Raw genomic sequence first — 26,790 nt, 5'->3', positions numbered from 1 at the left:
ATGATGCACCTTCAAAACGAACGTTCACCGATGAGCACCCTCACCCACTTCGACGCCCAAGGCCAGGCCCACATGGTCGACGTGGCGGCCAAGCCCGCCACCCACCGCGTGGCCGTGGCCACCGGCCGCATCGAGATGCAGCCCGCGACGCTCGCGCTGATCGAATCGGGCACCGCCAAGAAGGGCGACGTGCTGGGCATCGCGCGCATCGCCGGCATCCAGGCCGCCAAGAAGACCAGCGACCTCATCCCGCTGTGCCACCCGCTCGCGCTGACCCGCGTGGCCGTGGCCTTCGCGCTCGCCGAGGGCGGCCAGGCGCCGCAGGTGGCCTGCACCGCGACCGTCGAGACCGTCGGCCCGACCGGCGTGGAAATGGAAGCCCTGACCGCCGTGCAGGTCGCGCTGCTCACCATCTACGACATGTGCAAGGCCGTCGACCGCGGGATGCGGATCACGGATGTGCATGTGCTGGAGAAGCACGGCGGGAAGTCGGGAAGCTACGTCGCGACGACGGGCTGAGCCCGCGTGGCTACAGCTCGGGCGCGTCGTCCGGGCGGTTGTCCAGCCAGCGGGCGAAAGCGGCCGGGAACGCCACCCGGAAGCGCGCGGCCAGCGCCTGCGCTTCGGCATCGCGCCCCAGCAGTTCGGCGCTTTCGATCAACTTCATGATGACGCGCGGCTCGGGCGAAAAGTGCAGCACGCGCCCGGCCAGTTCGTGCATGTGCGCGGCATTCGCCGGTGTGACGGCGGTGAGCGTCAGTTCGGCGAAATCCACTTGGCGTGAGAACAGCCACGAGCCCTGGAGCTTGGCGAGCGTGTCGTCGCGGTAGGCCGGCAGGCGCGCCTCGCGCGGCAGGTAGATCTGGCTGATGCGGGTGTAGTCCCAGGCGGCGTAGCCGATGAGGGCGATCCAGGCTGCGGCGGCGAAGGCGGCGAGTTTTCTGCTGCTGTTCGCTTTCGGGCGCTGGGGCGATGCGGGCCACAGGATGCCGAGGCACAGGCCGAACACCAGCTGGAACGGGCCGTACCAGAGCGGGTACTCGAGCAGGCTGTGCAACAGGATGACGCCGAGCAGGCCCCACGCCATCAGCCGCAACGGGTCGCGCTCTTGCCACGGCTTCGCCGCCGCCACCATCCAGAAGAAACCGCCGCAGATCAGCACTGCGGCCGGAATACCCAGTTCGACTGCAAGGTGCAGCGGGAGGTTGTGGGCGTTGTCGAGGATGACGGGGAAACGCGGGCCGCTGTACAGCGTGGCGAAGTGGGCGAAGCTGAGTTCGCCCCAGCCCCAGCCGGTGAGGGGGCGCTGGGCGATGAGGGTCAGGACGTTCTGCCAGAGGACGACGCGGCTGTCGGTGGTGACTACGGAGGGTTGCAGGCGGTGGAGCATGCCTGTGCCGGCGGTTGCTGCATGGCCGACATCGCCGCCACTGGCCAGGTACGGCATCAGCCAGTGCAGGGCGGCGTACAGTGGAATGGCGGCGAGCAGCAGTGCGGGGGCTGGCAGGCGAAAGTCCCCCGCAGCCTGCGTCGTCATTCGGCGCTCCCGCCAGGCCATAGCTGCAGCACCGACGGCGATCAGCAGCAACTGCAGGAAACCGGTGCGCGATCCCGAGGCAACCAGGGCTGCAACCAGGAGCACGGCTGCGGGGACGAACCACCCGTGGGTCCGTCGAGAACCCGACATCGCGTGCCACCACAGCGCGGCGACAAGAGCCAGACTGATCAGGGTCGCGAACTGGTTGCGCTGGCGCAGGTTGCCCCAACCACGGCCGGACGTGGGTGAAGAGGTCAGCGGACCCAAAAATTCCGCGAGACCGTAGTACTGGAGGAGGCCCAGAAGGGCGCTGAGCAAACCTGCAGCGAGCAGGCCGATGGCCAATGCACGAAGTAGAGGACCGCGGTGCTGCGCCGCTCCTGCACCGAGGCAAGCGGCCATTGCGATCCCCGCGAATACGCCCAAGGTCGGCACCAAGAGCGTGGCTCCGCGACCCAATGCGGCGGAGAGCACGACGAAAACCCCCATCACCGCCGGCCCCGCGCTCAGTCCCCTCGAGGGAAAGGCGGACGGCGCCATCGCGAGTAGCCCGGCAACGCAGCCCCATGACATCAGTTGCTGCCAGACATTGATCGAGGGGCCACTCACCAACGGGGAAAGAAAGGGCCAAGCCACGAGGCCGGCACAGACCAGCCGCGCAGCCCGTGAAGATGCGGACGAAGGAGGCGCCGACAGGGACGCGTCAAAGCGATTCATCGCCCGAATCATGCCAACCGACCACCGCCGATGAGTGGCAGCGCACGACGGATGAGTGGATTTGCATTCAGAAACAGTTATAGACACTCTATAACAATCACAAATAACCATTGCCTGCCGCTTGCGGCCATCGCTGCGGCAGCCAAGAGACGCCTCCATGAACAGACAGAGATTCGACATGAAAACGGCTGCCCGCCAACACCGCAGCTTGCAGGGCTTCACCCTCATCGAGGTCATGGTCGTCGTGGCCGTCATCGGCATCCTCGCGGCCATCGCGCTCCCGAGCTACAACGACTACGTTCGACGTGGGCAACTGCCTGAGGCGTTCAATACGCTTTCCGCCTATCGGGCGACGATGGAGCAGTACTACCAAGACAACCGGAACTACGGGCCCTCGGGAACCAATTGCGCTGCCAATGCGGCGGCCGCATTCACGCCTTCCGGTGCCAAGTACTTTGGGTACACCTGCTCGACGTCCGCCAGCCAGCAGAACTACGTCATCACTGCCACGGGAAGTGCTGGGCGGGCGGGCGGCCACACATACACCATCAACCAGAACGGAGACCGCGTCACCACCCAATTCAAGGGTAGCACCGTGACGCAACCGTGCTGGCTTACCAGCACCAGCGCCTGCTGATCGAACCATGCCGGTCACCATGCGTCAACGCGGCTTCACACTGGTCGAGCTGGTCGTCACCATCGCGGTGCTGGCGCTGATCCTCTTCGCCGCTATGCCAAGCATCGGCACATGGCTGGAGAACACCCGCATCCGCAACGTCGCCGATTCACTGCAAAACGGGCTCCAACTGGCGCGCGGCGAAGCTGTGCGGCGCAATCAGAGCATGTCGCTCTGGCTGGTGTCGCTCAACGACCCTGCGGTGCTGAGCGATGACTGTTCTCTCTCGGGCGCCAGCGGCGCCTGGATCGTGAGTGTGAATTCACCAGTGGGACATTGCGCCGATGCGCCGTCCACGACCAGTTCCCCCATGATCGTCACCGGACGCGCGTCTGGGGACGGTGGGGGACGAGTCTCGGTGGTGGCTGTGCAATCCACTGATGGCTCAACCGAAGGCACGAGCGTCACATTCAACGGGTTTGGGCGCGTTGCCAACGCCGACGCCATTGGCCAGATCGACATAACCGGAACCACCACTGGCGCTAGAGCGTTGCGCATCGTCGTTTCGCCCTCAGGCTCGGTGCGCATGTGCGAACCGGCCATCGTCGACAGCGCGGCAAAGGATCCCCGCCAATGCTGAATCGAATGAATCGCGTGCGTGCGACCGACCGACTCCGCCCGATGCGATGCAAGCCCCGTCAAGCACGACACGCCCGAGGCATCGCCTTGATCGAAGTGCTCGTGGCATTGCTGATCTTCATGCTCGGCGTGCTCGGGTTGGTAGGCCTGCAGGCATCGATGACACGCGCCCAAACCGATTCCAAGGTGCGCGCCGATGCCGCTTACCTCGCCAGCGAACTGAACGGCCGCATGTGGTCCGATCTCGCCAATCTCGCGAGCTATGACGGCACCGGCTGCGCCTCCCAAGCTCGATGCAGCGAATGGCAGAGCAAGGTCGGCAGCAGCCTGCCTGGCGGGACCGGTGCAGTCACCGTCAATGCAACCTCTGGCGACGTCGCCGTCACCATCAGCTGGACGATGCCGAGTGGTGAAACACATCGGTACGTCACACACACAACCGTCGCCAAGGCTGCGAACTGAGATGCGCACCATTCTTCAATCCACCGTCTCCAGGCGTCTTTCCCAGCGCGGTTTCACCCTGGTCGAGCTCATGGTCGGCCTCGTCCTGGGACTGCTCACCGTGCTGGTCATCAGCCAGGTGCTCGCGCTCGCTGAAGGCAAGAAGCGCTCCATCACGATGGGCAGCGATGCGCAGGTCAACGGTGCGTTGTCGCTGTTCACCCTCCAACGCGACGTGCAGATGGCAGGCTACGGTGCGGCTGCCAGCCCGGATGCCCTCGGCTGTTCAGTGACGGGGAAGTACGACTCCGGCGGCACGTCGTTCGTTTTTCCGCTGGCACCAGTCGTCATCACCAACGGCACCGGCGCCGACACCAACGCCCCGGACACGATCACTGTCTTGCAGGGTCAGACCACCAACTTTTCAGTGCCTATGGTTCTCAAGGAAGAGCACCCGCAGTCCAGCAACTATTTCGAAGTGGCGTCCTCTTTGGGCGCCGCGGTCGGCAACATGATGATTGCCGTGCCGAAACTCCAAGGTTCCGGCATGGGGTGCACGCTCTTCAGCGTGACCAACGACACCACCTCCCCGGCCACGACCCTGGGACCTACGCGCGTACCCCACGCCGCAACCGCTGCGAGCAAATGGAATCAGAACAGCATATTTCCGGCGAGCGGATACATGTCGGGCAGCTATTTGCTGAACATGGGTTCGATGGTCTATCGCAGCTACTCGATCAGTAGCGCCCACAGCCTCCAGATGATCGAACGCTCTCCGGTGAACGGAGCATTGACTGACCCGCCATTGGAACTCTATCCCCAGATCGTCAATCTCCAGGCCCTGTACGGCAAGGACACCAATGGTGATGGCGTCGTCGACACCTACGACAACGTGACGCCGACCACCAACGCGGGCTGGCTCCAGGTGCTCGCGATCCGTATTGCTGTGGTGGCGCGCAGCAATCAGTACGAGAAAGAGATCGTCACAGCGAGTGCCCCTCAATGGGACGTCGGTGCCAACGCCACCATCGCCGGCACCGCAACCTGCCACGGCACCAGCAAGTGCATTGCACTGCGAGTGAGCCAGGTCGCCGAATGGCAACACTACCGCTTCAAGGTCTACGACACGATCGTGCCGCTGCGCAACGTCCTCTGGAATTCCTGAGCCATCGCCATGCAAATCAGATCTTTGAATCTTGCCCCGCGCCAGCGCGCACAACGCGGTGTCTCACTGCTCTTTGCCCTGCTGACCCTGGTTGCACTTTTGCTTGCAACGTTGGCACTGGTGCGCTCGGTGGATACCAGCACGCTGCTGCTGGGAAATATGGGCTTCAAGCAGGATGCCACCTCTGCAGCAGACCAGGCCGCGCGCCAGGCAATTGACTGGTTGACCGCCAACAGCGCCAGTCTGAACACCGATGCCGCGTCGAACGGCTACTACGCCAGCACGCAGGAGTTTGCTGCCGATGGGGTCACGGCAAAGCCGCCCATCGATGTCACCGGCCGGCAACTCGCGGCCAGCAACAACCGCCAATTGATCGACTGGGACGGCAACACCTGCCAGTCCGCCACAACGGGCACATACAACGGTTGCACCGTCACCACTGCGGATGCCGGCGTCATCAACAGCAACAACGCCCGATTCGTCATCTTCAGGCTGTGCTCCAAACCGGGCAACTACGTCACCGACGCGAGCATCAGTTGCGCCAAACCGATTTCAGGCGGCGGCGCCAACGTGAGCAAGAAGGGCGAAATGAACTACGCCGAGCAACCATTTCCCGGCGGCGCATCTGGCCCCTACTACCGCATCGTGGTCCGTGTGCTGGGCGCGCGCAACACCACCAGCTTCACCGAAACCATTGTGCATTTCTGATGAGGGAGCGCCTCTGCGGCGCGAGACACAGAGAACTCAACACCATGAAAAATAGATCCAACCCTGTCCTCGACCGCAAGTACCAAAGGCAGGCCATCTGCTGTGCGGTGATGGTCTGCGCATTGCTGCTGGGGTCGTTCGCTCCCGTGATCGAAGCGGCCCCCACCGACCTCTCGAATCAGCCGCTGGCGACGCTCCCTGCGGTTCAAGCCAAGCCGAACCTGTTGTTCGTTCTCGATGACTCGGGAAGCATGGACAGCGACTACATGCCAGACGAAATGTCCAACGGCAGTGGCAACGGCAGGTACGGATACCGCTCCGCGCAATGCAATGGCGTGGCCTACGACCCTTCGATGACCTATGCGCCACCGCTCAACGCTGATGGGACGTCCTACCCCAATGCGGTTTTTACAGCGGCACGTGTCGATGGTTATGACACGTCGAGTGCGACCACGAACCTCAATAACCGGTACTACTACACCTACAGCGGCACTCAGCCCAAGATGGGCTGGGTCTACACCAGCAGCGGCGCCGTCCGGAACACTTTCTACAACGAGTGCAGAACCTCGACTGACTTATCGAGTAGCGTTTTTACCGCTGTCACGGTCACCAGCGCTTCCGACGAAGCTCAAAACTACGCCAACTGGTACTCGTATTACCGCAAGCGCTACCTGCTGATGCGTACAGCCATGGGGCGGGCGATCTCGGTGCTCGACTCGAGCTATCGCGTGGGCTTCAGCACGATCAGCGATGGAACCGCAGTAGATGGCGACAACTACTTTCGGGACATCAAGGATTTCGACAGCGACCAAAAGACCAACTTCTACAGGAGCCTCTACAACGCCTCGCCGAACGGCTGGACACCCTTGCGCTCAGCCTTGTCCAAGGCGGGGCGCTACTTCGCCAATAAAGCTCCTGGCCAGAACTACGATCCCATCCAGTATTCCTGCCAACGCAACTACGCACTGCTTTCTACGGACGGCTATTGGAACAAGACGAAAGGTCTGAAGCTCAATGGCACCAGTGAAATCGGACAGCAAGACGGCAGCGAAGATCGCCCGATGCGGGACGACACACAGGTGATCATCACGACGGTAACGCCTTACACCGTGGCTCTGACTCAGAACGCATCTTCCGCCCAGACGCACACCAGAGACTGGACGCGCACCTCCGTCACTGTTTCTTCGACGCCGAGAACCTCCGGGCCGAACCGTGGAAAGTATCTCGTCACTACCCGCACAAATCAACGCTACACCGAGACGCAAACCTTAACCCGTACAACACCTCAATCTGCTATCAGGTCCTACACCGAGACGGTCGTGACCACCGACGGTGTTGAGACATCCAGAAGCACCAGCCCGTACACAACCTCTGCCTGGATCAACACCGCGACCCCAACCGAGGCCTTCTCCGGCAACGGCCCTCCCACCGCCAGCAGCAGTTTCACGAGTGGGACCTTGAGCCCGGACACTTACCAGACAGCCCAAGGCAGTGGCCAACCGGAATATTCGACTCCAGGCTCTGGGAATTGGAGCGCATGGTCTACACCAGCAGTCACATCCAATTCGACACCGGTTGCACAGCCCCTGTTGCAGCCCCCACCCGAACGCCGTCCACGTCGGGAGGTACCGGCAACACACTGGCTGACGTCGCCCAGTACTACTTTGCGACAGACCTGCGCACGAGTGCGCTCGGCAATTGCACCTCAAACAGCTCCGGCAGCAACCAAGATGTTTGCAGCAACATCGTGCGTCCGGTCGGTAGCGACAAGGCCGCATGGCAGCACATGAACTCGTTCACGATCGGCCTTGGTGTGAGTGGCACGCTGCCTTACGACAAGAACTACCTGACCCAGACCGCCGGCACCTACGCCGACCTGATCAGTGGCGCCTTGACCTGGCCTGTGCCGGAGGGCGCGGACCTGAACAATGGCGAGGGTGGCAACGCCACCAACGTCGATGACCTGTGGCACGCAGCCGTCAATGGACGGGGCCAGTACTACTCGGCACTCGATGCCCGCGCGCTGAGCGAGGCCATCAACGGCGTCGTCACATCGGTGCAGCAGGTTGCCGGCTCAGGCGCCACCGCCTCGACCAGTTCGCTTCAACTGGTGGCCGGCGACAACAACCTTGTATTCCGAGCGAGCTACACCACGCAGTTGTGGACCGGTGACCTCCAAGCCTTTTCAATCAACGGCTCGACGGGCGTCATTGCGAGTACCGCGACTTGGTCGGCGCAGGCCAAGCTCGACGCGACAACCGCGTCGTCCCGCAGGATCTACTTCAGCGATGGGTCGGCCCTTCGGAGCTTCGAGTACGGAAATCTGAGTGCCACGCAAAAGGGTTACTTCGACAATCTCTGCAGCCAGACACTCGTCTCGGCGCAATGCTCGCAGCTGTCAGCCAGCAACAAGACCGTGGCCAACAACGGCGCCAACCTGGTCAACTATCTGCGCGGCGTACGGACCCACGAATCGGCCAGCGTCGATGCCTCCAACACCAACATCGCCGCGCTCTATCGCAAACGTGATCATGTGCTGGGTGACATCATCAACGGCGCGCCGGTCCATGTCGGGAAGCCGCCGTTCCGGTATGCCGACGCAGGCTACGCCGATTTCGTCACGGCGAAGGCAACGCGTACGCCCGTGGTGTATGTGGGCTCGAACGACGGCATGCTGCACGCCTTCTCGGCCGCCACCAACGACACGGGCGGCACCGAGCTCTGGGCCTATGTTCCGAGCGCCGTCATGCCCAACCTCTACAAGATGGCCGACACGAGCTATGGCTCGAAGCACCAATACTCCGTGGACGGCGCGCCGGTCATGGGCGACATCAAGGTCGGAACCACCTGGAAGACCATTGTCGTTGGCGGCCTCAACAGCGGCGGACGCGGTTACTACGCACTCGACATCACCGACCCCAACGATCCCAAAGCCCTTTGGGAGTTCACCGACGCCAACCTGGGCCTCAGCTTTGGCAATCCGGTGATTGCCAAACGCAGCGACGGCACGTGGATCGTTGCCTTCGCCTCTGGCTACAACAACGCCGACGGCAAGGGGCACCTCTACGTGCTGAATGCCAATACCGGCGCCCTGCTGCTGGACATCGCCACCAGCGACGGCAGCAACACGGATCCGAGCGGCCTGGCAAAGATCAACGCCTGGATCGAAAGCACCAGCGACAACACGGCCAAGCGCTTCTATGGCGGCGATCTGCAAGGCAACCTCTGGCGTTTCGATATTGACGCGCTCCTGCCGCCCAACCGGGCAGCGATGCGACTCGCCAAGTTCCAGATCGACGCTTCGACGCCCCAACCCATCACGACCAAACCGGAAACCGTTGAAATTTCAGGCCGACCGGTGGTCGTGGTTGCGACGGGCCGCTACCTCGGCGCAACCGACATCGCGGATTCGACGCAGCAAAGCATCTATGCGGTGAGAGACACACTGACTGCCAACGGATGGAGCGACGTGCGCGCCGATACTGCGAACTTCGTCAGGCAGACATTCACCTTGAACGGCCCCGTGGCAACGGCCACTGCGGCTTCGGTATCCAACACGGCGGTCAACTGGTCGACCAAGGGAGGATGGTGGATTGATCTGCCGCATTCGCGCGAACGCGTGAACACCAACCTAGGCCTGCAATACACCACCCTGTCGATTGCCACCGCCATCCCGAACGGTGATGCCTGCGCATCGGGCGGCACAGCCTGGCGCTACTACCTCAACGTGGCCAATGGCGGCGTAGTCACCACCAACCCGGCCGGTGGTCTCTGGAGCACTGACGGATTGATCATGGGCATGACGTGGGTGCAGGACAGCAACGGCAATGCCCGCATCATTTATCAGAAGAGCAATGGCGACAACGTGGTTGAAACGCCGCCGGTGGCAACGTCCTCAGGCTCTGGCAGTGTGCATCGGACCTCCTGGCGTGAGCTGGTGGACTGATCTGCGATAAAGGCGGTCCCGGCCCGGCGTGCGCCGGGCCAGGCAAAGATGCGATACATACTTTGTGCGAGTGCAGTGCTCTCTCTGGCACTTCACGTTGCTGCGCTTTCGACATGCATCTCATCCGTCGCCCCAAGGCAGGCCGCGAACGGTGCAGTTGGAAGTGCTGTCGCCTCCATGCGAGTGCGAACGGTCCGCGCCCATCCTTCCTTGCCCCCGCTTTTGCCAGTCCATGCCGTCCTTCTGACGACCGGAGCGCCTCATTCATCAGGGAGTGAACCGATCCTTACGGAGGAACTGTCGGCAAGCACGCCATCTACTGCGCCGCCCGCCTCCGTCACAAGCGAGGTTGAAGTCGACAACTACGTTCCACGCAGCCAACTGTCGACACCACCCATTGCCAAGACGAGCATCGTGCTCGAGCCTCCGCTTGGTGAACTAGCGGCCGACCGGCTTGTGGGCATTCTTTTGCTCTTCATCGATGAGCAAGGTCGGGTTCAACGCGTCGATGCAGAGGTGCCGACACTTCCCTCGACTTTCGAGCAAGCCGTACGCGAGTCCTTCATGGCCGCGGAGTTTTCTCCCGGTGAAGTCGATGGCCGGGCAGTCAAGTCGCGGCTGCGAGTGGAAGTGGTGTTCGACAACACATCGCTGTCGATGCGGTGAAGATGCGCTCTATGGCGCTCGCATCGAATCTCACGCGGATCATGTGGCGGGAAGTCATCGCGAACTGACGAAGCAAGCGCAGTGCCGGTCCGCGCGCTTAAAAGAACGGGTCGAATCCGTAAGCCGGATCGTGCAGCAACTGCCGCTGCTGCTTGAGCCAGCGCTTGGTCGCTGCCGTGTCGGCCAGCATGCCCAACTCGTGCTGCTGCTGGCTCAGTTCCAGGCGCAGTTGCCGACAGTGCTTCTCGAGCAACGGGCCCAGCTTGCGCGGGTCGATGGCGGCGCGGCCGGGCTCGAGCCCGTGGTCGTAGCAGAACCGCAGCTCGACGCCCTCGATCTCCGCCTTCAGTTCCACCAGTTGTTCGCCCAGCACCTTGTTGGAGTGCCTCAAGCGCTCGGCACTGGCGCTCGCGATATGGCTGGCGTCGATCTGCTCGATCTGGGGTTGCAGTTCCAGCAGCGCGAGCAGGTCGTTGGCCGCGTAGGCCTGGTTCGCTTCAACCTAATTCGGGAAGTGCGACCAATTTCAGCTCCGGGTAAGTCGGATCAGAAGAAATCGTCCGCCAATTTTCCAAAACTTTGACACAGACACGAGGCGCCTGGGTCTTGCATAGCAATGCCAATGAATGCGCTGCCGCCTCCGGCTTTCCGTTTAGCGCTGCCGCTATCGCGTACCTTGTCAGCACCGATGGTTGACCAAAGCGCTTTGCGACTTCACTCATCCAGAGAATTTTCTCTTCTGTCATGCCCCGCTCGGGTACTGTTCTCGCAAACTCCGAATAATCCCGCAATTGAGTCAAGAAAATTGGCCTATAAGCTTCCCAGCCTTCTTCAGCGGAGGAAATTCCGGAAATCTTCATCCGGGTGTGGCGCCAGTCATTTTCAAATCGAATGTATTCGTTTGAAACCACAACAAAACCCACCAATGTAAGTACACTGACTCCAGCAATCCCCCATCGGAATGAGGGTAGATTTTCTCCATTCACTTCGAACTTAATTACATCAATTCGACTTAATGCCCCCATGAAAAAGCAAATGGGCAGCAATATATAAGCATACGTTAGTGGATACTCAACCATGGCATGACAAAAAGCAAATCCTACCGCCAGCAAGACACTCCATGACAAAGGATCTCGACAGTTGGCAATTTGCTTTTTGAACCACAACATTACCCATAAAGAAAATATCACCGCCACAGGCAGCCCTGCTGAAACGGCAATATCTAGCCCGAGGTTGTGGGTCGAATCAAAAAATGCGTATGTTGCTGGATGCTCCAGTGCCGTTGCCTGTTGGGCCAGAGGGATTTGCCCCCAACCATAACCGGTCCATGGTAATTGGCTAGCGGCGTCAATCATGCTTTTCCAAATATCGAAGCGACTGTCTTTGCTCAATCGGCCAATCAACGAAGGCGCCCCTCCCAATAAAAGGATCTCATTGACCAAGGGCCAGGCGAACATCATCAAACCAAAAAATCCACTTAAAAATAGAATTGATGTCCCCGACGTACGCAGCGAAGCTCGTTGCCGAAGGCTCCAAAACAATACCCACAAAAAAAACAACGCGATAAAAGTCATTCGTGACTGCGTCATTGCGAGGCCAAGTATCAAAAATGCAGCCAACAACGTCGCCGAACATGCATTCAACATCCTATTTTCAAACAAAAATAAGGTGCTTGCCACGCCTAACAAAAGAACAATTGCGAGCTGATTCGGCTGCGCTAGATTTGCGCCATACCGCCCCTTGGCTTGGGGCTTCGCAATAAACTCGGAAAGAAAATCAAAATCAAGCCATTGGATCAATGAAATCCCCACCAAAAGAATGGAGGCAGCGATCAACGCCAAAATCAGCGGCTGAACTTCCAGCATTGGATTTTGCAACTTGCTCTCGCGCAAAAAATTGGCCGCCGAAACCACGGAAATAAACGCGGCAGAGATATACACCCACGCAATCCAACCGTCACCAAGGAATAAAATTCTTCCAGTTGCCATCTGCAACAAAGGGGTCAGTGAAAGAAAAAATATGGGTAACGCAATTTTTGGAACGCCAGTGCACTTCCATATAACATAACCCCCAAGAGGAAAGAATCCAATTCCGGCCAAAAAATCATTCCCGAAAGCTGGCCAAGGCATGAAATGCTCCGGGTTTAGCAGGCTTAATGCCAGCATGCCCCCCAAGAACGCCATCATCCGCATGTTTGATTTCAAAAAAAAAGCGCTCCCAAGGGAGCGCTTTTTAGATTTAAAAAATTACCCGCGGCAAGAGCCTGGGAGATACTTCGGAGGGATGGTCGTCAGATCCGACGAAGCACCGCACCTCCAAGCGAAGATTGTCTTACCCGCTCCACTGGCTGCAGCCAGGGCGGTGGTCGCATCGGTCAACGGAACAAGCGTCAAGACATCGGCAGATCCCGCAGTCAATTGAGAGATGCCTTGTGAGGTCACGGTGACCTTGCCATTAGCATCGACTGCGATGCTCTTGACATACTTCGACACCGTCACGCCCGAAGCAGCGCCGCCGTCGCACGGGAACATTGCAGCGGTCAAGGTAGTTGCAGAAGTCGATTGAACAGCTTCTGTGACGGTAGTACGGCAAGACGAAGCCGCCAGCACAATTTCAGAAACCTTAGCACGGACCGTGTAGTCCTGATACGCCGGCAGCGCCACAGCAGCCAAGATACCAATGATCGCCACAACGATCATCAATTCGATCAGGGTGAAACCCTTTTGCACATTGCGTGCGATAGAACGACGGTTCATTCATTAACTCCAGGTTGGTTTGTAGAGCCCGGGAACCAGCCCGGAGCGGAGTAACTTCCGCAGCATCCGTGCCACCCGGCTTCACCACCCTGCAGCCCTCGCTAGGGCCGTCTTTGGTCACAAGATGGTTACATGATGTGACACAACTCGCACTCAGATGCCAATTGTGTCGACAAATTTGTCATGCCCAACCGGGCCCGGTCAGAAGGTCAGCACCCCGTTTGCCTTGAGCCAGCGAATGTCCCGCTGCGCCAACCCTGCCACCTCGCGCCCTGCCAGCATCTCGATCTGGCTCATGATTTCTTCGGTCTCCGCCGGCTTGGTGTGGGTGATGTAGATCGGGTATTGCTTGCCCGGATCGATCTGCGCCAGCTCGTGCGCCAGCGCCACCGGCGACAGGTGCAGGCTGCGTTCGGCCAAGGCCTCCTCGCGGGAGCTGAAGGCCGTCTCGATGACGAGCATCGCGACGTCGATGGCGTTGATGCGCTCCCAGAAGGGCGGGTTGCGTTCGGTGTCGCCGCTGAAGACCCAGTGGGCGCCGCCTTCGGCCCGGCGGATCGCGAAGCCGCAGGCGGGAACGGTGTGAACCGCCGGCAGCACTTCGATGAGCTTGGGGGCGTCGCTGCCCAGTTCGAGGCATTGGCCGACGGCGATCTCGTGGAAGCTCACGAAGGGCGATTCGGGGCTGGGAATGCGTTCGAAATTCGGCCAGATGACGTTGTTGAACACATGCGCCCGCAGCGCGTCGATGGTGGCGGCCAATGCATGCACGCGCAGCGGCCGGGTGCGGCGGCTGCCGACGGCGTCGAGCATCAGGGGCAGGGCGGCGATGTGGTCGAGGTGCGAGTGGGTGAGCACCACGTCGTCGATGGCGGCCATCTCGTCGAGGGTGAGATCGCCGACGCCCGTGCCGGCGTCCACGAGCAGGTCCGCATCGACCAGGAACGAGGTGGTGCGGCAGTCCTTGGCGATGGCGCCCGAGCAACCCAGCACGCGTACCTGCATTGTGGAAGACCCCTTGGTTGCGTCTGTCGTCATTTGGTGTCGAACCGGGTGGCGCCGTCCCAGTCCGGGTCTTGCGGGCGAAGCGCCATCGAGGCTAAACGCTGGGCGTAGAGCTGGTAAAGGACTTTTTTCGCATCCGCGGCGAGCAGGGGAGCCAGCAAGTTTCGGCCCAGCGCCCAATCCTGGCGTCGGTAGGCGGTGAGCACCTCGCGCCAGCGCTCGAGTTGCTGCCGTGTGCTGTCCTGCGCGTCGGCGTCGGCGTCGGTGCCGACCTGCACCGCGAGCGGGGTGTAGATCGCGACGGCCTGGGCCTTGCCCTTGACGCGCACGCTGTCGAGTTCCTGCCAGACGAATCCGGGCGCCGCGTCGCGGGTGGCACCGCTGGCCACGATCTCGACGCCGTAGTGGCCGCTCAGGCCCTCCAGCCGTGCCGCGAGATTGACCGCGTCGCCGACCACGGTGTAGCTGCGGCGGGCAGTGGAGCCCATGTCGCCCACGCTCATGAGGCCGCTGTTGAGGCCGATGCCGGCGCTGATTTCGGGGCGGCCGTTGGCGCGGTGCTGACGGTTGATGTCGTGCACGGCGGCGGCCATGTCGAGCGCGGCCTGCACGGCGAGCGCGGCGTGGTCGGGCGTGTCGATGGGCGCGCCCCAGAAGGCCATGACGCAGTCGCCCATGTATTTGTCGACGGTGCCGCGGTGCGCGCTGATCACCTCGGTGAGCCGGCTGAAGACGGTGTTCAGAAAGGCCTGCAGTTCGGCCGGCGCCATCTGCTCGGACAACCGGGTGAAGTCGCGCATGTCGCAGAACATCACGGTCATTTCCTTGCTCTCGGCGCGCATGCTGTAGCGGCCGGGGCGCACGAGCATTTCGTCGACCAGCTGCGGCGGCACATAGGTGCCGAAGAGCCGCACCAGCCCGCGCCGCGCGCGCGATTCGACGAAGTAGCCCCAGCTCATGTTGAGCGCGAAGGCCAGCGCCGCCATGACGAGCGCCGACGCCAGCGGGAGCACGAGGCTGTGGCCGATGTAGAGCCAGGTGTTGAGGCCGACCAGTGCGGCGACCACGCCCGCGCCGAGCAGCACGGCGCGCGACGCGGACAGCAGCGACAGCCCGAATGCGAGCAGCAGCCCCGCGGCCAGCACGGTCAGCACCTCGTAGCCCGGCGCGTAGTCGGGCACGGCCAGCAGGCGCTTGTCGAGCAAGCCGGAGACGATGTTGGCGTGCACTTCGACGCCCGGGAACGCCGCGCCGACCGGGGTGGCACGCAAATCCTGCAGGCCGGGTGCGGTGGCGCCGAGCAGCACGATCTTGCCCTTCAATTCGCCCGGCGCCAGTCGGCCGTCGAGCACGTCGGCGGCGGCCACGTAGCGGAACGACCCCGCACGCGGACCGCCCGGCCCGCGGAACGGCACCTGCAGGCTCGCACTCTGGTCGACCGGGATGCGCAGCGACCCGAGCACCAGCGCCTGCAGGCGCGGAAAGTCGCCGTCGCCGGCCACGAGCGCGGGCCGCACCGGCGGCGAGCCGTTCGCCAGCCGGTACACCGCCAGCGCCAGCGACTCGTAGTGCCCGGGTGACGCGTGCTCGCCTTCGTAGCGCGCGATGAGCGGCACGCTGCGGATCACGCCGTCGTCGCCACCGTCACCGACCAGGGTGTTGAGGAACCCCGCGACCGGCGCCGCACTCGCCAGCACCGGCAGGCTGGCCCCGAATCCGTTCCAGAGCGTGACGAAGGAAGCGTGGGGCGGAAACGCCTCGGGCGGCAGTACCGGCGTTGCGGGCAGCAGCCCCTTGGCGCTGGGCTGTTCGGTGCGCGTGAAGTAATAACCGAGCGCCACGCGCTGGCCGCGCAGGGCCTGGGCCAAGGTCGCGTCGTGGTCGAGGGTCGGTGCGAGCCGGTCGATCTCGGCGGCGAGACCCGGCACACCGCGCAGCGGTCCGGCTGCGATCTCTTTCAGGCGCCCGAGGCCGGAGCTGCGGTCGGGCTCGAGAAACATCACGTCGAAGCCCAACACGGCCGCGCGCTGGCGAACCAGCAATTCATTCGTGAGGCTGGCGATCTTGTCGCGCGGCCAGGGCCACTGGCCTTCGCGCGCCAGGCTGGCGTCGTCGACGTCGACGATCACGACGCGCGTGTCGGGCGTGCCCGGCATGGTGGCGCGCAGGCGGGCGTCGTAGATCAGGTGGTCCAGATGCTCGATCACGCCCAGCCGCCAAGCGCCGGTGGCGTGGAGCAGCGCCAATAGCACCGGCAGCAGCGTGATGGCAATGCGCGGCCAGTGCCGCCGCAATGCGCTCATGGCCGATCAGCCTTGGACAACGGTGACCTGACGGCAAAAAAACGGGGAGCGGAGAAGGGCGCCCCCGCCGACTCAGATCCGGACGAACTGCATGCGCGTGGCGCCGCCGAGTTCGAGCACGTCACCTTCCTGCAGCGCGACGGCTTCGGCGCCCAGCGGCGCGCCGTTGAGCGTGACGCTGCCCACAACGGTGGCAGCCACGTAGCCTTGTCGGCGACGCGTGACGACAGCCACGGCCACGCCGGGCTTGCCGATGGTGGTGACCACCTTCTGCAGCGGGACGTCCTGGCCTTCGTTGGTGCCCGAGAGCACACGCAGCATGGGCACGCCCAGCTCGACCAGCGCGCCCGATTCGGTGGGCGCCGACGAGAGCGGCATCGGTGTCGAATACTCGGAGAGCGAGGCCCGCACGGAGCCGGGGCCGGCCATGAGGTTGCTGTGCGAGCGGAAATGGATGCGACAGCCACCGACCTCGATGACGTCGTTGTCCTGGAGCGCCTGCTTCTGGATGGCGAGCGCATTGACGTAGGTGCCGTTGGTGCTGTTGAGATCTTCAATTTCGACTTCGCCGCCGCTCATGTGCAGCACGGCATGCTCGCCGCTGACGGCAAGATTGTCGATCACGATGTCGTTGTAGGCGCGCCGGCCCAACGTCGTGCGATTCTTGGCGAGCGCCACTTGGCCGATGACGACGCCATCGACCGAAATGATCATCTTCGGCATGGCCGATTACTCCCCGTTTGCAAAGATCCAGCACCCTCAGGCGGCGCAAACGGTCCGCCGCCTGGGTTGGCTGCTACATGGCCCCGCGGGTCGCTTCGCTAACGCCCGCCTTGGCCAGAACAACTGAAATGTTATCCCGTCCGCCATTGTCGTTTGAAATTGCAACCAAAAGTGAAGCCATCTCCTTGAGGCCGAGATCGCGAGTCAAAAGCGTGAAAAGCTGCGCATCCGGCACCATCTCGCTGAGTCCGTCGGAGCACAGCATGTACAGGTCGCCCGGCCTGGCGCTGTGCTCGTGCATCTCCAGCAAGACCTGGGCTTCCACCCCCACAGCGCGCGTCACGAGGTTGCGGGTGGGGGAGTTCAGGGCCTCTTCCGGGGTAATGGCCCCGGCGTCGAGCTGCTGCTGGCGCAGCGAATGGTCGCGCGTGAGCTGCTCCAGCTTGTTGTTGCGCAGGCGGTAGCAGCGCGAATCGCCGATGTGGCCGACCACCACGCGCTGCGGACGAAACGCCGCCAGCACCAGGGTCGTGCCCATGCCCCGCAGCTCTTCGTGGGTGATGCCGGCCTGGAGGATGGCGCCGTTGGCCTCGTCGGTGGCCGCCTGCAGCGCACGCCGGACCACGCGGGCGGGCGCCTGCATGCCGGCCTGGGCGAACCAGCGGCCGAAGCTCGCGTGCATCAGCGAAATGGCCATGGCACTGGCCACCTCGCCGCCCTTGTAGCCGCCCATGCCGTCGGCCAGCAGCGCCAGGCCGAGGGCGGGATCGACATGCACCGCGTCTTCGTTGTGGGCGCGCAGGCGCCCGACATCGGTCAGTGCCGCAAACTCCCAGCTCAGGGCCGGTCGACTGGAGAAAAGGGAAACGCCAACACCTGCCATCGTTTGTCAGCGCTCGCTTTTTTTGAAGTTCAGTGCGCAGCAGCGCGTGCGCGCCGTTGCAGAAAGCGGCCCAGGGCCACGACGATCACCACGCCGGCGATTGCGCCCGCGTAGTGCATCCAGGGGTTGGCTGCCAGCATGTCGTGCAGCGACACGTCGCTCACGATGGTCTCGCCGCCGACCCAGCCGATCAGCGCGGCGCCCAGCATGACGATGATCGGGAAGCGTTCCATGAGCTTGATCATGAGCGTGCTGCCGAAAATCACCAAGGGGATGCTGATGGCCAAACCCAACACCAGCAGCACCATGCTGCCTTGCGCGGCGGCCGCCACGGCGATCACGTTGTCCAGGCTCATCACCAGGTCGGCCAGCAGGATGGTCCGGACGGCCACGAACATGCTGCCGTACTCCTTGGACTCGCCTTCGCCGTCATCTTCCTCGCTCAAGAGCTGCAGGCCGATCCACAGCAGCAGCAGGCCGCCGATGATCTGCAGGTAAGGCAGCGCCAGCAGCTTGGCCGCCACCACCGTCAGCACGATGCGCAGCACCACGGCCGCGCCCGAGCCGAACAGCACGGCTTTTTTCTGTTGCGCGGGCGGCAGCGATCGCGCCGCCATGGCAATCACGACGGCGTTGTCGCCCGACAGGATGATGTTGATCCAGACGATCTTGATCAGGCCGATCCAGAAGTCCGTGCTTTGAAGAAGTTCCATGTCTCTGATTCCACTGTGTTGTAGTTAAAAAAGCGCCCGCAACTCAATGCGGGCGCTTTTTCATTTCTGCGTGGTAATGCGAGCGGCGGGAATGCCGCCTGCGGTACGAGTGCTTTTTAGAGCTTGCCCTTGAGCAGCTTTGCCAGCTCCGAGAAGTTGCGCGTCACGGTGAAGCCGCACTCTTCCATGATGGCGAGCTTGGCTTCGGCCGTGTCGGCACCGCCCGAGATCAGCGCGCCGGCGTGGCCCATGCGCTTGCCGGGAGGGGCGGTGACACCGGCGATGAAACCGACGACCGGCTTCTTCATGTTGTCCTTGCACCAGCGGGCTGCGTCAGCTTCGTCGGGGCCGCCGATTTCACCGATCATGATGACGGCGTCGGTTTCGGGATCGTCGTTGAAGGCTTGCATCACGTCGATGTGCTTCAGGCCGTTGATCGGGTCGCCGCCGATGCCGACTGCCGACGATTGGCCCAGGCCGATTTCCGTCAGTTGAGCCACGGCTTCGTACGTCAGCGTGCCCGAGCGCGAGACCACGCCGATGCGGCCCTTGCGGTGGATGTGGCCGGGCATGATGCCGATCTTGATTTCGTCGGGCGTGATCAGGCCGGGGCAGTTCGGGCCCAGCAGCAAGGTCTTCTTGCCACCGGCCGCTTCCTTGGCCTTCATGCGGTTGCGCACTTCGAGCATGTCCCGAACCGGGATGCCTTCGGTGATGCAGATCGCCATGTCCAGGTCGGCTTCGACGGCTTCCCAGATGGCGGCTGCGGCGCCTGCCGGCGGCACGTAGATCACCGACACGGTGGCGCCGGTCTGCGTGGCGGCTTCCTTCACCGAACCGAAGATCGGGATGTTGAAGATCGACTCGCCGGCCTTCTTCGGGTTCACGCCGGCCACGAAGGCGTTCTTGCCGTTCGCGTATTCCTGGCACTTCTCGGTGTGGAACTGACCGGTCTTGCCGGTGATGCCTTGCGTGATGACTTTGGTGTCTTTGTTGATGTAGATCGACATGACTTTTTCCTTAGGCCTTTTTCACTGCTGCGACGACCTTCTGGGCCGCGTCCGCCATGGTGTCGGCGCTGATGATCGGCAGGCCCGACTCGGCCAGCAGCTTCTTGCCTTCGACTTCGTTGGTGCCCTTCATGCGCACGACCAGCGGCACTTGCAGGTTCACGGCCTTGCAGGCTGCGATCACGCCGGTGGCGATGGTGTCGCACTTCATGATGCCGCCGAAGATGTTGACCAAGATCGCTTCCACATTCTTGTTCTTCAGCATGATCTTGAAGGCTTCCGTGACCTTCTCGGGGGTGGCACCGCCGCCCACGTCCAGGAAGTTGGCCGGCTCGCCGCCGAACAGCTTGATGGTGTCCATGGTGGCCATGGCCAGGCCGGCACCGTTCACCAGGCAGCCGATGTTGCCATCCAGCGAGATGTAGGCGAGGTCGAACTTCGAGGCTTCGACTTCGGCCGCGTCTTCTTCGTCCAGGTCGCGCAGGGCCACGATTTCGGGGTGGCGGAACAGCGCGTTGCTGTCGAAGTTGAACTTGGCGTCCAGTGCGACGACGTTGCCCTTGCTGTCACGGTTGAGCGGGTTGATCTCGACCAGCGAGGCGTCCGTCTCCATGTAGCAGGTGTAGAGCTTCTTCAGGATGTCGACCGTCTGCGCGGTCGAATCGGCCGGCATGCCGATGCCGTCGGCGATTTCCTTGGCTTGCGCGTCGGTCAGGCCGTCCTTGGGGTCGGCGTAGACCGTGATGATCTTTTCGGGGGTGGAATGGGCCACTTCCTCGATGTCCATGCCGCCTTCGCTCGACGCGATGAACGCGATCTTTTGCGTCGCGCGGTCGGTCACGGCCGAAATGTAGTATTCCTTGTTGATGTCGGCGCCGTCTTCGATGTAGAGGCGGCGGACCTTCTGGCCTTCAGGGCCGGTCTGGTGCGTCTTGAGCTGCATGCCGAGGATCTCGCCAGCCAGCTTCTTGACGTCTTCGATCGACTTGGCGACCTTGACGCCGCCGCCCTTGCCGCGGCCACCCGCGTGAATCTGGGCCTTGACGACCCAGACCGGGCCTCCAAGCTTCTGGGCGGCCTCGACCGCCTCCTGAACCGTATAGGCCGGAATGCCGCGCGGCACCGGCACGCCGAACTTGGCAAGGATTTCCTTGCCTTGGTACTCGTGAATCTTCATGAGGGATGTCTCTCGGAAGGAGGAGGTTGAGAACGGGAGATCGGGAGTGAGACTGTTGTTTCTGCTCTGTTGTTCGCGGGCGACGGCAGCCTGACGGCTGGGGGCGGCGAACAACCGCGGACTGTATCATGGTGCGCCGCACCAATACTTGATGTGCGGTTGCGGTCAATACGTACTTTCTTCTAGCCACTCTACGCATACTCCGATATGGCCAAGGTTTTCATCGACGGCGAAGCCGGCACCACCGGCCTGCAAATTCGCGAGCGGCTGCAGACGATGCCGCACATCGAACTTGTGAGCATCGCGCCCGAGCTGCGCAAGGACGTGGCCGCCAAGCGCGAGCTCATGGCCGGCGTCGACCTCGTGGTGCTGTGCCTGCACGACGACGCGGCGCGCGAGTCGGTCGCGCTGATCGACCAGCTCCCGGGCCAAAAGCCCAAGATCATCGACGCCTCGACCGCCCACCGCATCGCGCCGGGCTGGGTCTTCGGCTTCCCCGAACTCGTTGCGGGCCACTGGCAGGCGGTGGCCCAGGCCGACCGCGTCGGCAACCCCGGCTGCTACGCCACCGGCGCGATCGCCATGGTGCGCCCGCTGGTCGATGCGGGCCTGCTGCCGGCTGACTTCCCGGTGTCGCTGCCTTCGGTGAGCGGCTATTCGGGCGGCGGCCGGACCATGATCGAGGACTACGAAGCCGGCAAGGCGCCGCTGTTCGAGACCTACGCGCTGGGCCTGAAGCACAAGCACATCCCCGAAATCATGACCTACACCGGCCTCACGCGCCGCCCGGTCTTCATTCCGTCGGTGGGCAATTTCAAGCAGGGCATGCTGGTGCAGCTGCCGCTGCACCTCGACCTGCTGCCCGGCAAGCCCAAGGCTGGCGACCTGCAAGAAGCCCTGGCCGCCCACTACGCCAAGAGCAACACGCCCGAGCAGTTCGTGAAGGTGCTGCCACCGACCGACGACGGCAAGCTCGACGCGCTGGCGCTCAACGACACCAACCAGCTCGAGATCCGCGTGTTCCCGAACGAGGACCACCGCCACGCCGTGGTGATCGCGCGCCTGGACAACCTGGGCAAGGGCGCCAGCGGCGCTGCGGTGCAGAACCTCAAGCTGATGCTCGGTCTCTGAGCCACTTCAACCGCTGACAGACAAGAAAGGCCGGCCCGCAAGGACCGGCCTTTTTGCTTTCCGTCGGGCCCCTGGGGCGGACGTCAGCGCAGGAAGTAATCGACCGGCACCATCGGCGCCGGCGCCGGAGCGCCCACCGACTGGCACAGGTCGATCTCGAGCGTGCGGCACAGCGCCTCAAGCGGCAGGTCGTTCGACTCGGTGCCGAAGGGCTCCTCGATCTCGTCGCCGAGCGCGTCCAGGCCGAAGAAGGTGTAGGCCACGATCAGCACCACCACCGGCGTCATGAATCCGACGGAGTCCACCAGCCCGAAGGGCAGCAGGTAGCAGTAGAGGTACGCCGTGCGGTGCAGCAGCAGCGTGTACGAAAAGGGAATGGGCGTGCTGAGGATGCGCTCGCACGACGCGGCCGCCGCGCTCAGCGCCGACAGCGTGCCGTCGACGCCCGCCGCCAGCGCCGGGTCGATGCGTCGCGCGCGCAGCGCTTCGCGCAGGTCGGCGCCCATGTGCATCAGCAGCGCATGCGGCCGGTTGGCGACCTGCGTCAGGCCCTGCCATTCCGCTTCGCGCAGGAAGGGCCGGGTGTCGGCGGCGGCGTCGGTGCCGCGCAACTGATGGCGCAGCGCATGGGCAAAAGCCGCGGCGCGCAAGGTCATGCACACGCGCAGATCGTCCAGGCGACGGACGGTGTCGGCGCCAGCATTCACCGGCGTATCGCCGTCGATGAGGCTCTGGCATTGGCGCGCCAGGTTGCGCGAACGCAGGATCACCTCGCCCCAGAGCTTGCGCGCTTCCCAGAAACGGTCGTAGGCCGCGGTGTTGCGAAAGCCCAGGAAAATCGCCAGCGGCAAGCCGAGCAGCGCGAAGGGCACGGTGCCGAGCGGAATCTTGATCGAGCCGAAGCGCCCATGCAGCACCGTGACGACGATGGCCACGATCACGTTGAGCGCGAGCGCCGCGGCGATGCGCGGCAGGACGGAGCCCCGCCAGGACAGGAACAGCTTGAGCCCGGACGGGCGTTTCCGGACGATCATGAAAGCAGGGCGGAGGGCGAACAGGGGGGCATGGATGCCGCGCATGCCGCAAGGCCTGCGCGGGCGCTCATTGTGGCCGAGGCGTCAGCGCGAGGGCGGCTGCGCGCCCCAAGCCCAACGAAGACGGTCGGGCTCAGCGCACGAGCCACAGCCCCACGCCCAGCAGGACCGCATGCACGGCCAGCGCGATGAAGAAGGGCGTGCGCGAAGGCGTCGCCATGTCCTGCAGCACCTCGTGGATGCGGCGCGTGAGCAGCGCGCGCAGCGCGGGATCTTGCGCGGCGCCTTCGCCCGTCGCCGGTGCGGCTGCACCGTGCGCGGCACGCTCCTGCTGCCACTCGGCCAGCATCTCGCTCAGGGGCAGGCGGGCCAGCACGAAGCCGACCACGGTGCGCACGGCGCGGCCTTCGCCGAGCATCGGCGCGAGCTGCTGGCACAGGGCGTCGGGCGACAACCAGTCGGCCACGCGCTGCAGCCCGCCGTGGGTGCGGGGCATGGCTTCGATGCGGCCCGCGATCGCGTCGCCGAGCCGCTGCGACACGGCCTCGCCACGCGCCACGACCACATGCTGCATCGCGCGGGCGCGGCCCTGCTGCACGCCGAGCAGAAAGTACACGCCGACGAACAGCGCCAGCAGCACGGCCACCAGCAGCGGCGGCGACGTGATCAGGGCCACGATGGCACCCGCACCGCCGGCCCGCGCGGCCGGGTTGCCGGGCCCCTGCAGCTGGCTCAGGTAATAGAAGAACACGCCGCCGCCGAGGAACAGGCCGATCAGCGCGCCCTTGATGGCCGAGCCGGCGAAGGCGAAGCCGACCTTGGCGCCGGTGCGAACGAGAGACTGCGGACGAGCGGGTTGTGACGACATGAACGGTTCCTCCGGTTTTTTGGAAAGCCGCCTCCTGGGAGGCCGGTCGCCGGCGATCATGCCACCGCCTTCCCGCACCATAATCGCGCCACACAACAACGAGGAGGATCGCCATGGGAACCGTCAGATTTCAGAAACCGACCGCTGCATTCGTCGCCGCCTCCTGGGCCGCGCTGATCATCGGTGCCATCGTCTACCTGCTCGGGCTGTGGAATGCCGCGATGCAGCTCAACGAGAAGGGCTACTACTTCACCATCCTGATGTACGGCCTGTTCTCTGCCGTGTCGCTGCAAAAGACGGTGCGCGACCGGCTTGAGGGGATCTCGGTCACGGGCATCTACTTCGGCCTGTGCTGGGTCTCGCTGCTGCTGTCGGTCGGCCTGCTGGCCGTGGGCCTGTTCAACGCCTCGCTGGCCGCGAGCGAAAAAGGTTTCTACGCCATGGCCTTTCTGCTGAGCCTGTTCGGCGCAGTGGCGGTGCAGAAGAACGTGCGCGACATCGCCTCGTACAAGGCCGAGAACCCGCTGGCCGACGAAGTCGCCGCCGCGGAGTAAGCCAGACCCGGCTCAGCCCGCCTCGAGCAGGCGGCGCAGGGCCTGCAGGTCGCGCGCGATCCAGTCGGCATCGCGCGCAAAGGCTGCGTCGTCCATGTGCGGCTGGCGCAGCAGCGTGAACTGCAACTCGCACACGCCCGGCGCCACGCCGATCACACGAAACGGCAGGTAGACCTCGGGCACGCCTTCGGGCGCCACCCAGTGGTCGAGCACGCCGAACTCATTGGGCGGCGCAAAGCGCATGCGGGCCTCGCCGCTTTCGGGCGTGCGCACGACCCAGTGGTCGCCGTGCGGCACCAGCGCACTTTTCGAAAGGCCGCTGGCCCAGTCAGGCAGCCGCTTGGGGTCGGACGCGAGCGCATAGGCGTCGCGCCATTCGCAGTTCACACGCTGCGTGATGACGCGGGAGAGCGCGCCGCCTTCATTCGTCGGGGTTGTCGTCGCTTGTGTCATCGAAATCACTCCTGAGCACCTTGGACACGACAGCGCCCGAGAAACCGCGCGCCATCAGGAATCGCATCTGCTTCGCACGCGCTTTGGCATCGCCCGGCGGCGCATCGAAGCGGCGGCGCCACAGGGCCGTGGCGCGCGCGACTTCCGTTTCCTGCAAACCGGCCACCGCCTCGGCGATGGCTTCGGGCGCGATGCCCTTGGCCTGCAGTTCCTGCTTCACGCGCAAGGCACCCGAACGGGCGGCGCGCTGGTTCAGCACCGAGGCCACGACGCGCGGCTCGCTGATGAAATCCTTGGCGGCCAGCTCGTCGAGCGCCTTCGCCAGCGTACCGGGCTCTTCCTCGTGCTTCGCCAGCTTGCGCTCCAGCTCCGCGCGCGAATGCTCGCGCTGGCTCAGGAGGCGCAGGGCGCGGCCTTTGAGGGAAGGGGCGCTGAAAGCCATGCGGGTGTGGGTCGCTCACGCGGCCCACGCAACACGCGAAGGCCGCCTTGTCGAACTTACTCCGCTGCCGCCTTGTCGGCCTTCGAAGCCTTGGCGGGCTTCTCGGCCTTCTCGGGTTCGCTGCCGGCGTCGGCTGCGAGCAGCGGAATGCCCAGCGACTCGCGCACCTTGTTCTCGATCTCGCGCGACAGGTCGGGGTTCTCGCGCAGGAACTCGCGGGCGTTGTCGCGGCCCTGGCCGATCTTCTCGCCGTTGTAGGCGTACCAGGCGCCCGACTTGTCGATGATCTTGGCCGTGACGCCCATGTCGATGATCTCGCCCTCGCGGCTGATGCCTTCGCCGAACAGGATGTCGAACTCCGCCGTCTTGAACGGCGGGCTCACCTTGTTCTTCACCACCTTCACCTTGGTTTCGTTGCCGATGGCTTCGTCACCCTTCTTGATGGTGCCGATGCGGCGGATGTCCAGGCGCACCGAGGCGTAGAACTTCAGCGCGTTGCCGCCGGTGGTGGTTTCGGGCGAGCCGAACATCACGCCGATCTTCATGCGGATCTGGTTGATGAAGATGACCATGCAGTTGGTCTTCTTGATCGTGGCCGTGAGCTTGCGCAGCGCCTGGCTCATCAGGCGGGCCTGCAGGCCGGGCAGCGAGTCGCCCATTTCGCCTTCGATTTCAGCCTTGGGCGTGAGCGCGGCCACCGAGTCGACCACGATCAGGTCGACGGCACCCGAGCGCACCAGCGAATCGACGATTTCGAGCGCCTGCTCGCCGGTGTCGGGCTGGCTGATCAGCAGGTCGGACAGGTTCACGCCGAGCTTCTGGGCGTACTGGACGTCGAGTGCGTGCTCGGCGTCGACGAAGGCGCAGGTGCCGGCCTGCTTCTGCATGGAGGCGATCACCTGCAGCGTGAGCGTGGTCTTGCCCGAGGATTCCGGGCCGTAGATTTCAACGACGCGGCCGCGCGGCAGGCCGCCGACGCCCAGGGCGATGTCCAGGCCCAGCGAGCCGGTGGAAACCACCTGGATGTCTTCGAGCGCCTCGCCTTCGCCGAGCCGCATGATCGTGCCCTTGCCGAACTGCTTTTCGATCTGGGCCAGTGCGGCCTGGAGGGCCTTGGCCTTTTCACTGTTGGCGACCGAGATGCTTGTGCCCTTGACGACTGCGTCCATGTGGAAATCTCCTTGAATATCAACGGTTTGTGTCGGGATTCATCCATCTGCTTTTAACCACAGGCTGGATGCTTGAACAGTAGTGTAGGGGCTCATTGCAGTTTGCAAACCCACTTTATGGTCAGTTTGGCTTA

At 63.5% G+C, this 26,790-nt stretch carries 27 protein-coding genes; 11 read left to right on the top strand and 16 right to left on the bottom strand.

The window, feature by feature from the left end; all coding sequences use genetic code 11:
* Positions 1–30 precede the first annotated feature (30 nt).
* The gene (gene moaC / locus GFK26_RS07760) at positions 31–519 is read left to right on the top strand and encodes a cyclic pyranopterin monophosphate synthase MoaC (protein WP_101490812.1); all 489 of its coding nucleotides are present in this window, start codon (positions 31–33) and stop codon (positions 517–519) included.
* 10 nt (positions 520–529) lie between these two features.
* On the opposite strand, the gene GFK26_RS07755 is transcribed toward moaC, so the two are convergent.
* Positions 530–2,254 carry a PglL family O-oligosaccharyltransferase gene (locus tag GFK26_RS07755; RefSeq protein ID WP_153281492.1) on the bottom strand — a complete coding sequence of 575 codons (1,725 nt, stop codon included), beginning with the start codon at positions 2,252–2,254 and terminating at the stop codon, positions 530–532.
* Positions 2,255–2,432: 178 nt separating this feature from the next.
* Between GFK26_RS07755 and GFK26_RS07750 the strand changes: the two genes are divergently transcribed.
* From GFK26_RS07750 to GFK26_RS34180, 8 genes are all read left to right on the top strand, one after another.
* Positions 2,433–2,891 (top strand): type IV pilin protein, encoded by a 459-nt coding sequence (locus GFK26_RS07750; protein WP_153281491.1) that lies wholly within the window; start codon positions 2,433–2,435, stop codon positions 2,889–2,891.
* Between the two features lie 7 nt (positions 2,892–2,898).
* Complete coding sequence (locus GFK26_RS07745; RefSeq protein ID WP_153281490.1) at positions 2,899–3,510, top strand: GspH/FimT family pseudopilin; 612 nt, start codon at positions 2,899–2,901, stop codon at positions 3,508–3,510.
* Positions 3,511–3,605: 95 nt separating this feature from the next.
* Positions 3,606–3,971, top strand: a complete 366-nt coding sequence (locus tag GFK26_RS07740) for a type IV pilus modification PilV family protein (protein WP_228122055.1) — start codon at positions 3,606–3,608, stop codon at positions 3,969–3,971.
* Between the two features lies 1 nt (position 3,972).
* Positions 3,973–5,115 carry a PilW family protein gene (locus tag GFK26_RS07735; RefSeq protein ID WP_194274112.1) on the top strand — a complete coding sequence of 381 codons (1,143 nt, stop codon included), beginning with the start codon at positions 3,973–3,975 and terminating at the stop codon, positions 5,113–5,115.
* 9 nt (positions 5,116–5,124) lie between these two features.
* Positions 5,125–5,823 carry a pilus assembly protein PilX gene (locus GFK26_RS07730; protein ID WP_153281487.1) on the top strand — a complete coding sequence of 233 codons (699 nt, stop codon included), beginning with the start codon at positions 5,125–5,127 and terminating at the stop codon, positions 5,821–5,823.
* 44 nt (positions 5,824–5,867) lie between these two features.
* Positions 5,868–7,613, top strand: coding sequence for a hypothetical protein (locus GFK26_RS33995; protein ID WP_194274050.1), 1,746 nt, complete (start codon positions 5,868–5,870; stop codon positions 7,611–7,613).
* Positions 7,610–9,769: a pilus assembly protein gene (locus GFK26_RS07725; RefSeq protein ID WP_194274049.1), complete on the top strand. Its 2,160-nt coding sequence runs from the start codon at positions 7,610–7,612 to the stop codon at positions 9,767–9,769. Before GFK26_RS33995 ends, GFK26_RS07725 begins: the two co-directional genes overlap by 4 nt.
* A gap of 210 nt (positions 9,770–9,979) precedes the next feature.
* Positions 9,980–10,435 (top strand): hypothetical protein, encoded by a 456-nt coding sequence (locus GFK26_RS34180; protein WP_153281485.1) that lies wholly within the window; start codon positions 9,980–9,982, stop codon positions 10,433–10,435.
* 97 nt (positions 10,436–10,532) lie between these two features.
* Here GFK26_RS34180 and GFK26_RS07715 read toward each other — a convergent pair whose 3' ends face one another.
* The 10 genes from GFK26_RS07715 to sucC form a co-directional block, all read right to left on the bottom strand.
* On the bottom strand, positions 10,533–10,826 hold the full coding sequence (locus tag GFK26_RS07715) for a hypothetical protein (RefSeq protein ID WP_153281484.1): 294 nt from the start codon (positions 10,824–10,826) through the stop codon (positions 10,533–10,535).
* 106 nt (positions 10,827–10,932) lie between these two features.
* Positions 10,933–12,627 carry a PglL family O-oligosaccharyltransferase gene (locus GFK26_RS07710; protein ID WP_153281483.1) on the bottom strand — a complete coding sequence of 565 codons (1,695 nt, stop codon included), beginning with the start codon at positions 12,625–12,627 and terminating at the stop codon, positions 10,933–10,935.
* A 54-nt stretch (positions 12,628–12,681) separates the two neighbouring features.
* Entirely contained in the window at positions 12,682–13,191 is a 510-nt protein-coding gene (locus GFK26_RS07705; RefSeq protein WP_153281482.1) for a pilin, read from the bottom strand.
* A gap of 201 nt (positions 13,192–13,392) precedes the next feature.
* The gene (locus tag GFK26_RS07700; RefSeq protein WP_153285888.1) at positions 13,393–14,196 is read right to left on the bottom strand and encodes a 3',5'-cyclic-nucleotide phosphodiesterase; all 804 of its coding nucleotides are present in this window, start codon (positions 14,194–14,196) and stop codon (positions 13,393–13,395) included.
* Positions 14,197–14,225: 29 nt separating this feature from the next.
* A complete protein-coding gene (locus tag GFK26_RS07695; RefSeq protein ID WP_153281481.1) occupies positions 14,226–16,499 on the bottom strand; it encodes a CHASE2 domain-containing protein in 2,274 nt (757 codons plus the stop codon).
* A 72-nt stretch (positions 16,500–16,571) separates the two neighbouring features.
* Positions 16,572–17,222 (bottom strand): FHA domain-containing protein, encoded by a 651-nt coding sequence (locus tag GFK26_RS07690; protein ID WP_153281480.1) that lies wholly within the window; start codon positions 17,220–17,222, stop codon positions 16,572–16,574.
* 73 nt (positions 17,223–17,295) lie between these two features.
* Positions 17,296–18,105 (bottom strand): Stp1/IreP family PP2C-type Ser/Thr phosphatase, encoded by an 810-nt coding sequence (locus GFK26_RS07685; RefSeq protein ID WP_153281479.1) that lies wholly within the window; start codon positions 18,103–18,105, stop codon positions 17,296–17,298.
* Positions 18,106–18,134: 29 nt separating this feature from the next.
* On the bottom strand, positions 18,135–18,818 hold the full coding sequence (locus GFK26_RS07680; RefSeq protein ID WP_153281478.1) for a TerC family protein: 684 nt from the start codon (positions 18,816–18,818) through the stop codon (positions 18,135–18,137).
* A gap of 116 nt (positions 18,819–18,934) precedes the next feature.
* Positions 18,935–19,828: a succinate--CoA ligase subunit alpha gene (gene sucD / locus GFK26_RS07675; protein WP_101490797.1), complete on the bottom strand. Its 894-nt coding sequence runs from the start codon at positions 19,826–19,828 to the stop codon at positions 18,935–18,937.
* 10 nt (positions 19,829–19,838) lie between these two features.
* Positions 19,839–21,005, bottom strand: a complete 1,167-nt coding sequence (sucC, locus tag GFK26_RS07670) for an ADP-forming succinate--CoA ligase subunit beta (protein WP_153281477.1) — start codon at positions 21,003–21,005, stop codon at positions 19,839–19,841.
* A gap of 207 nt (positions 21,006–21,212) precedes the next feature.
* On the opposite strand from sucC, the gene argC reads away from it, so the two are divergent.
* Positions 21,213–22,136: an N-acetyl-gamma-glutamyl-phosphate reductase gene (gene argC, locus GFK26_RS07665; protein ID WP_153281476.1), complete on the top strand. Its 924-nt coding sequence runs from the start codon at positions 21,213–21,215 to the stop codon at positions 22,134–22,136.
* Positions 22,137–22,219: 83 nt separating this feature from the next.
* Here argC and GFK26_RS07660 read toward each other — a convergent pair whose 3' ends face one another.
* Both GFK26_RS07660 and GFK26_RS07655 read right to left on the bottom strand, forming a co-directional pair.
* Positions 22,220–23,170 carry a bestrophin family protein gene (locus tag GFK26_RS07660; protein ID WP_153281475.1) on the bottom strand — a complete coding sequence of 317 codons (951 nt, stop codon included), beginning with the start codon at positions 23,168–23,170 and terminating at the stop codon, positions 22,220–22,222.
* Positions 23,171–23,303: 133 nt separating this feature from the next.
* Positions 23,304–24,038, bottom strand: a complete 735-nt coding sequence (locus GFK26_RS07655; RefSeq protein WP_153281474.1) for a hypothetical protein — start codon at positions 24,036–24,038, stop codon at positions 23,304–23,306.
* 113 nt (positions 24,039–24,151) lie between these two features.
* Between GFK26_RS07655 and yiaA the strand changes: the two genes are divergently transcribed.
* The gene (gene yiaA / locus GFK26_RS07650) at positions 24,152–24,592 is read left to right on the top strand and encodes an inner membrane protein YiaA (protein WP_153281473.1); all 441 of its coding nucleotides are present in this window, start codon (positions 24,152–24,154) and stop codon (positions 24,590–24,592) included.
* 12 nt (positions 24,593–24,604) lie between these two features.
* Here yiaA and GFK26_RS07645 read toward each other — a convergent pair whose 3' ends face one another.
* The 3 genes from GFK26_RS07645 to recA are packed head-to-tail and all read right to left on the bottom strand — an operon-like array spanning position 24,605 to position 26,656.
* Positions 24,605–25,045, bottom strand: coding sequence for an SRPBCC family protein (locus GFK26_RS07645; protein ID WP_153281472.1), 441 nt, complete (start codon positions 25,043–25,045; stop codon positions 24,605–24,607).
* The gene (recX, locus tag GFK26_RS07640; RefSeq protein ID WP_153281471.1) at positions 25,014–25,487 is read right to left on the bottom strand and encodes a recombination regulator RecX; all 474 of its coding nucleotides are present in this window, start codon (positions 25,485–25,487) and stop codon (positions 25,014–25,016) included. Before recX ends, GFK26_RS07645 begins: the two co-directional genes overlap by 32 nt.
* Before the next feature lie 56 nt (positions 25,488–25,543).
* Positions 25,544–26,656 (bottom strand): recombinase RecA, encoded by a 1,113-nt coding sequence (recA, locus tag GFK26_RS07635; RefSeq protein ID WP_153281470.1) that lies wholly within the window; start codon positions 26,654–26,656, stop codon positions 25,544–25,546.
* Positions 26,657–26,790 lie beyond the last annotated feature (134 nt).

This window comes from Variovorax paradoxus (genome assembly GCF_009498455.1).
Taxonomy (GTDB): Bacteria; Pseudomonadota; Gammaproteobacteria; order Burkholderiales; family Burkholderiaceae_C; genus Variovorax; species Variovorax paradoxus_H.
This window is presented reverse-complemented; position numbering and strand designations above follow the sequence as displayed.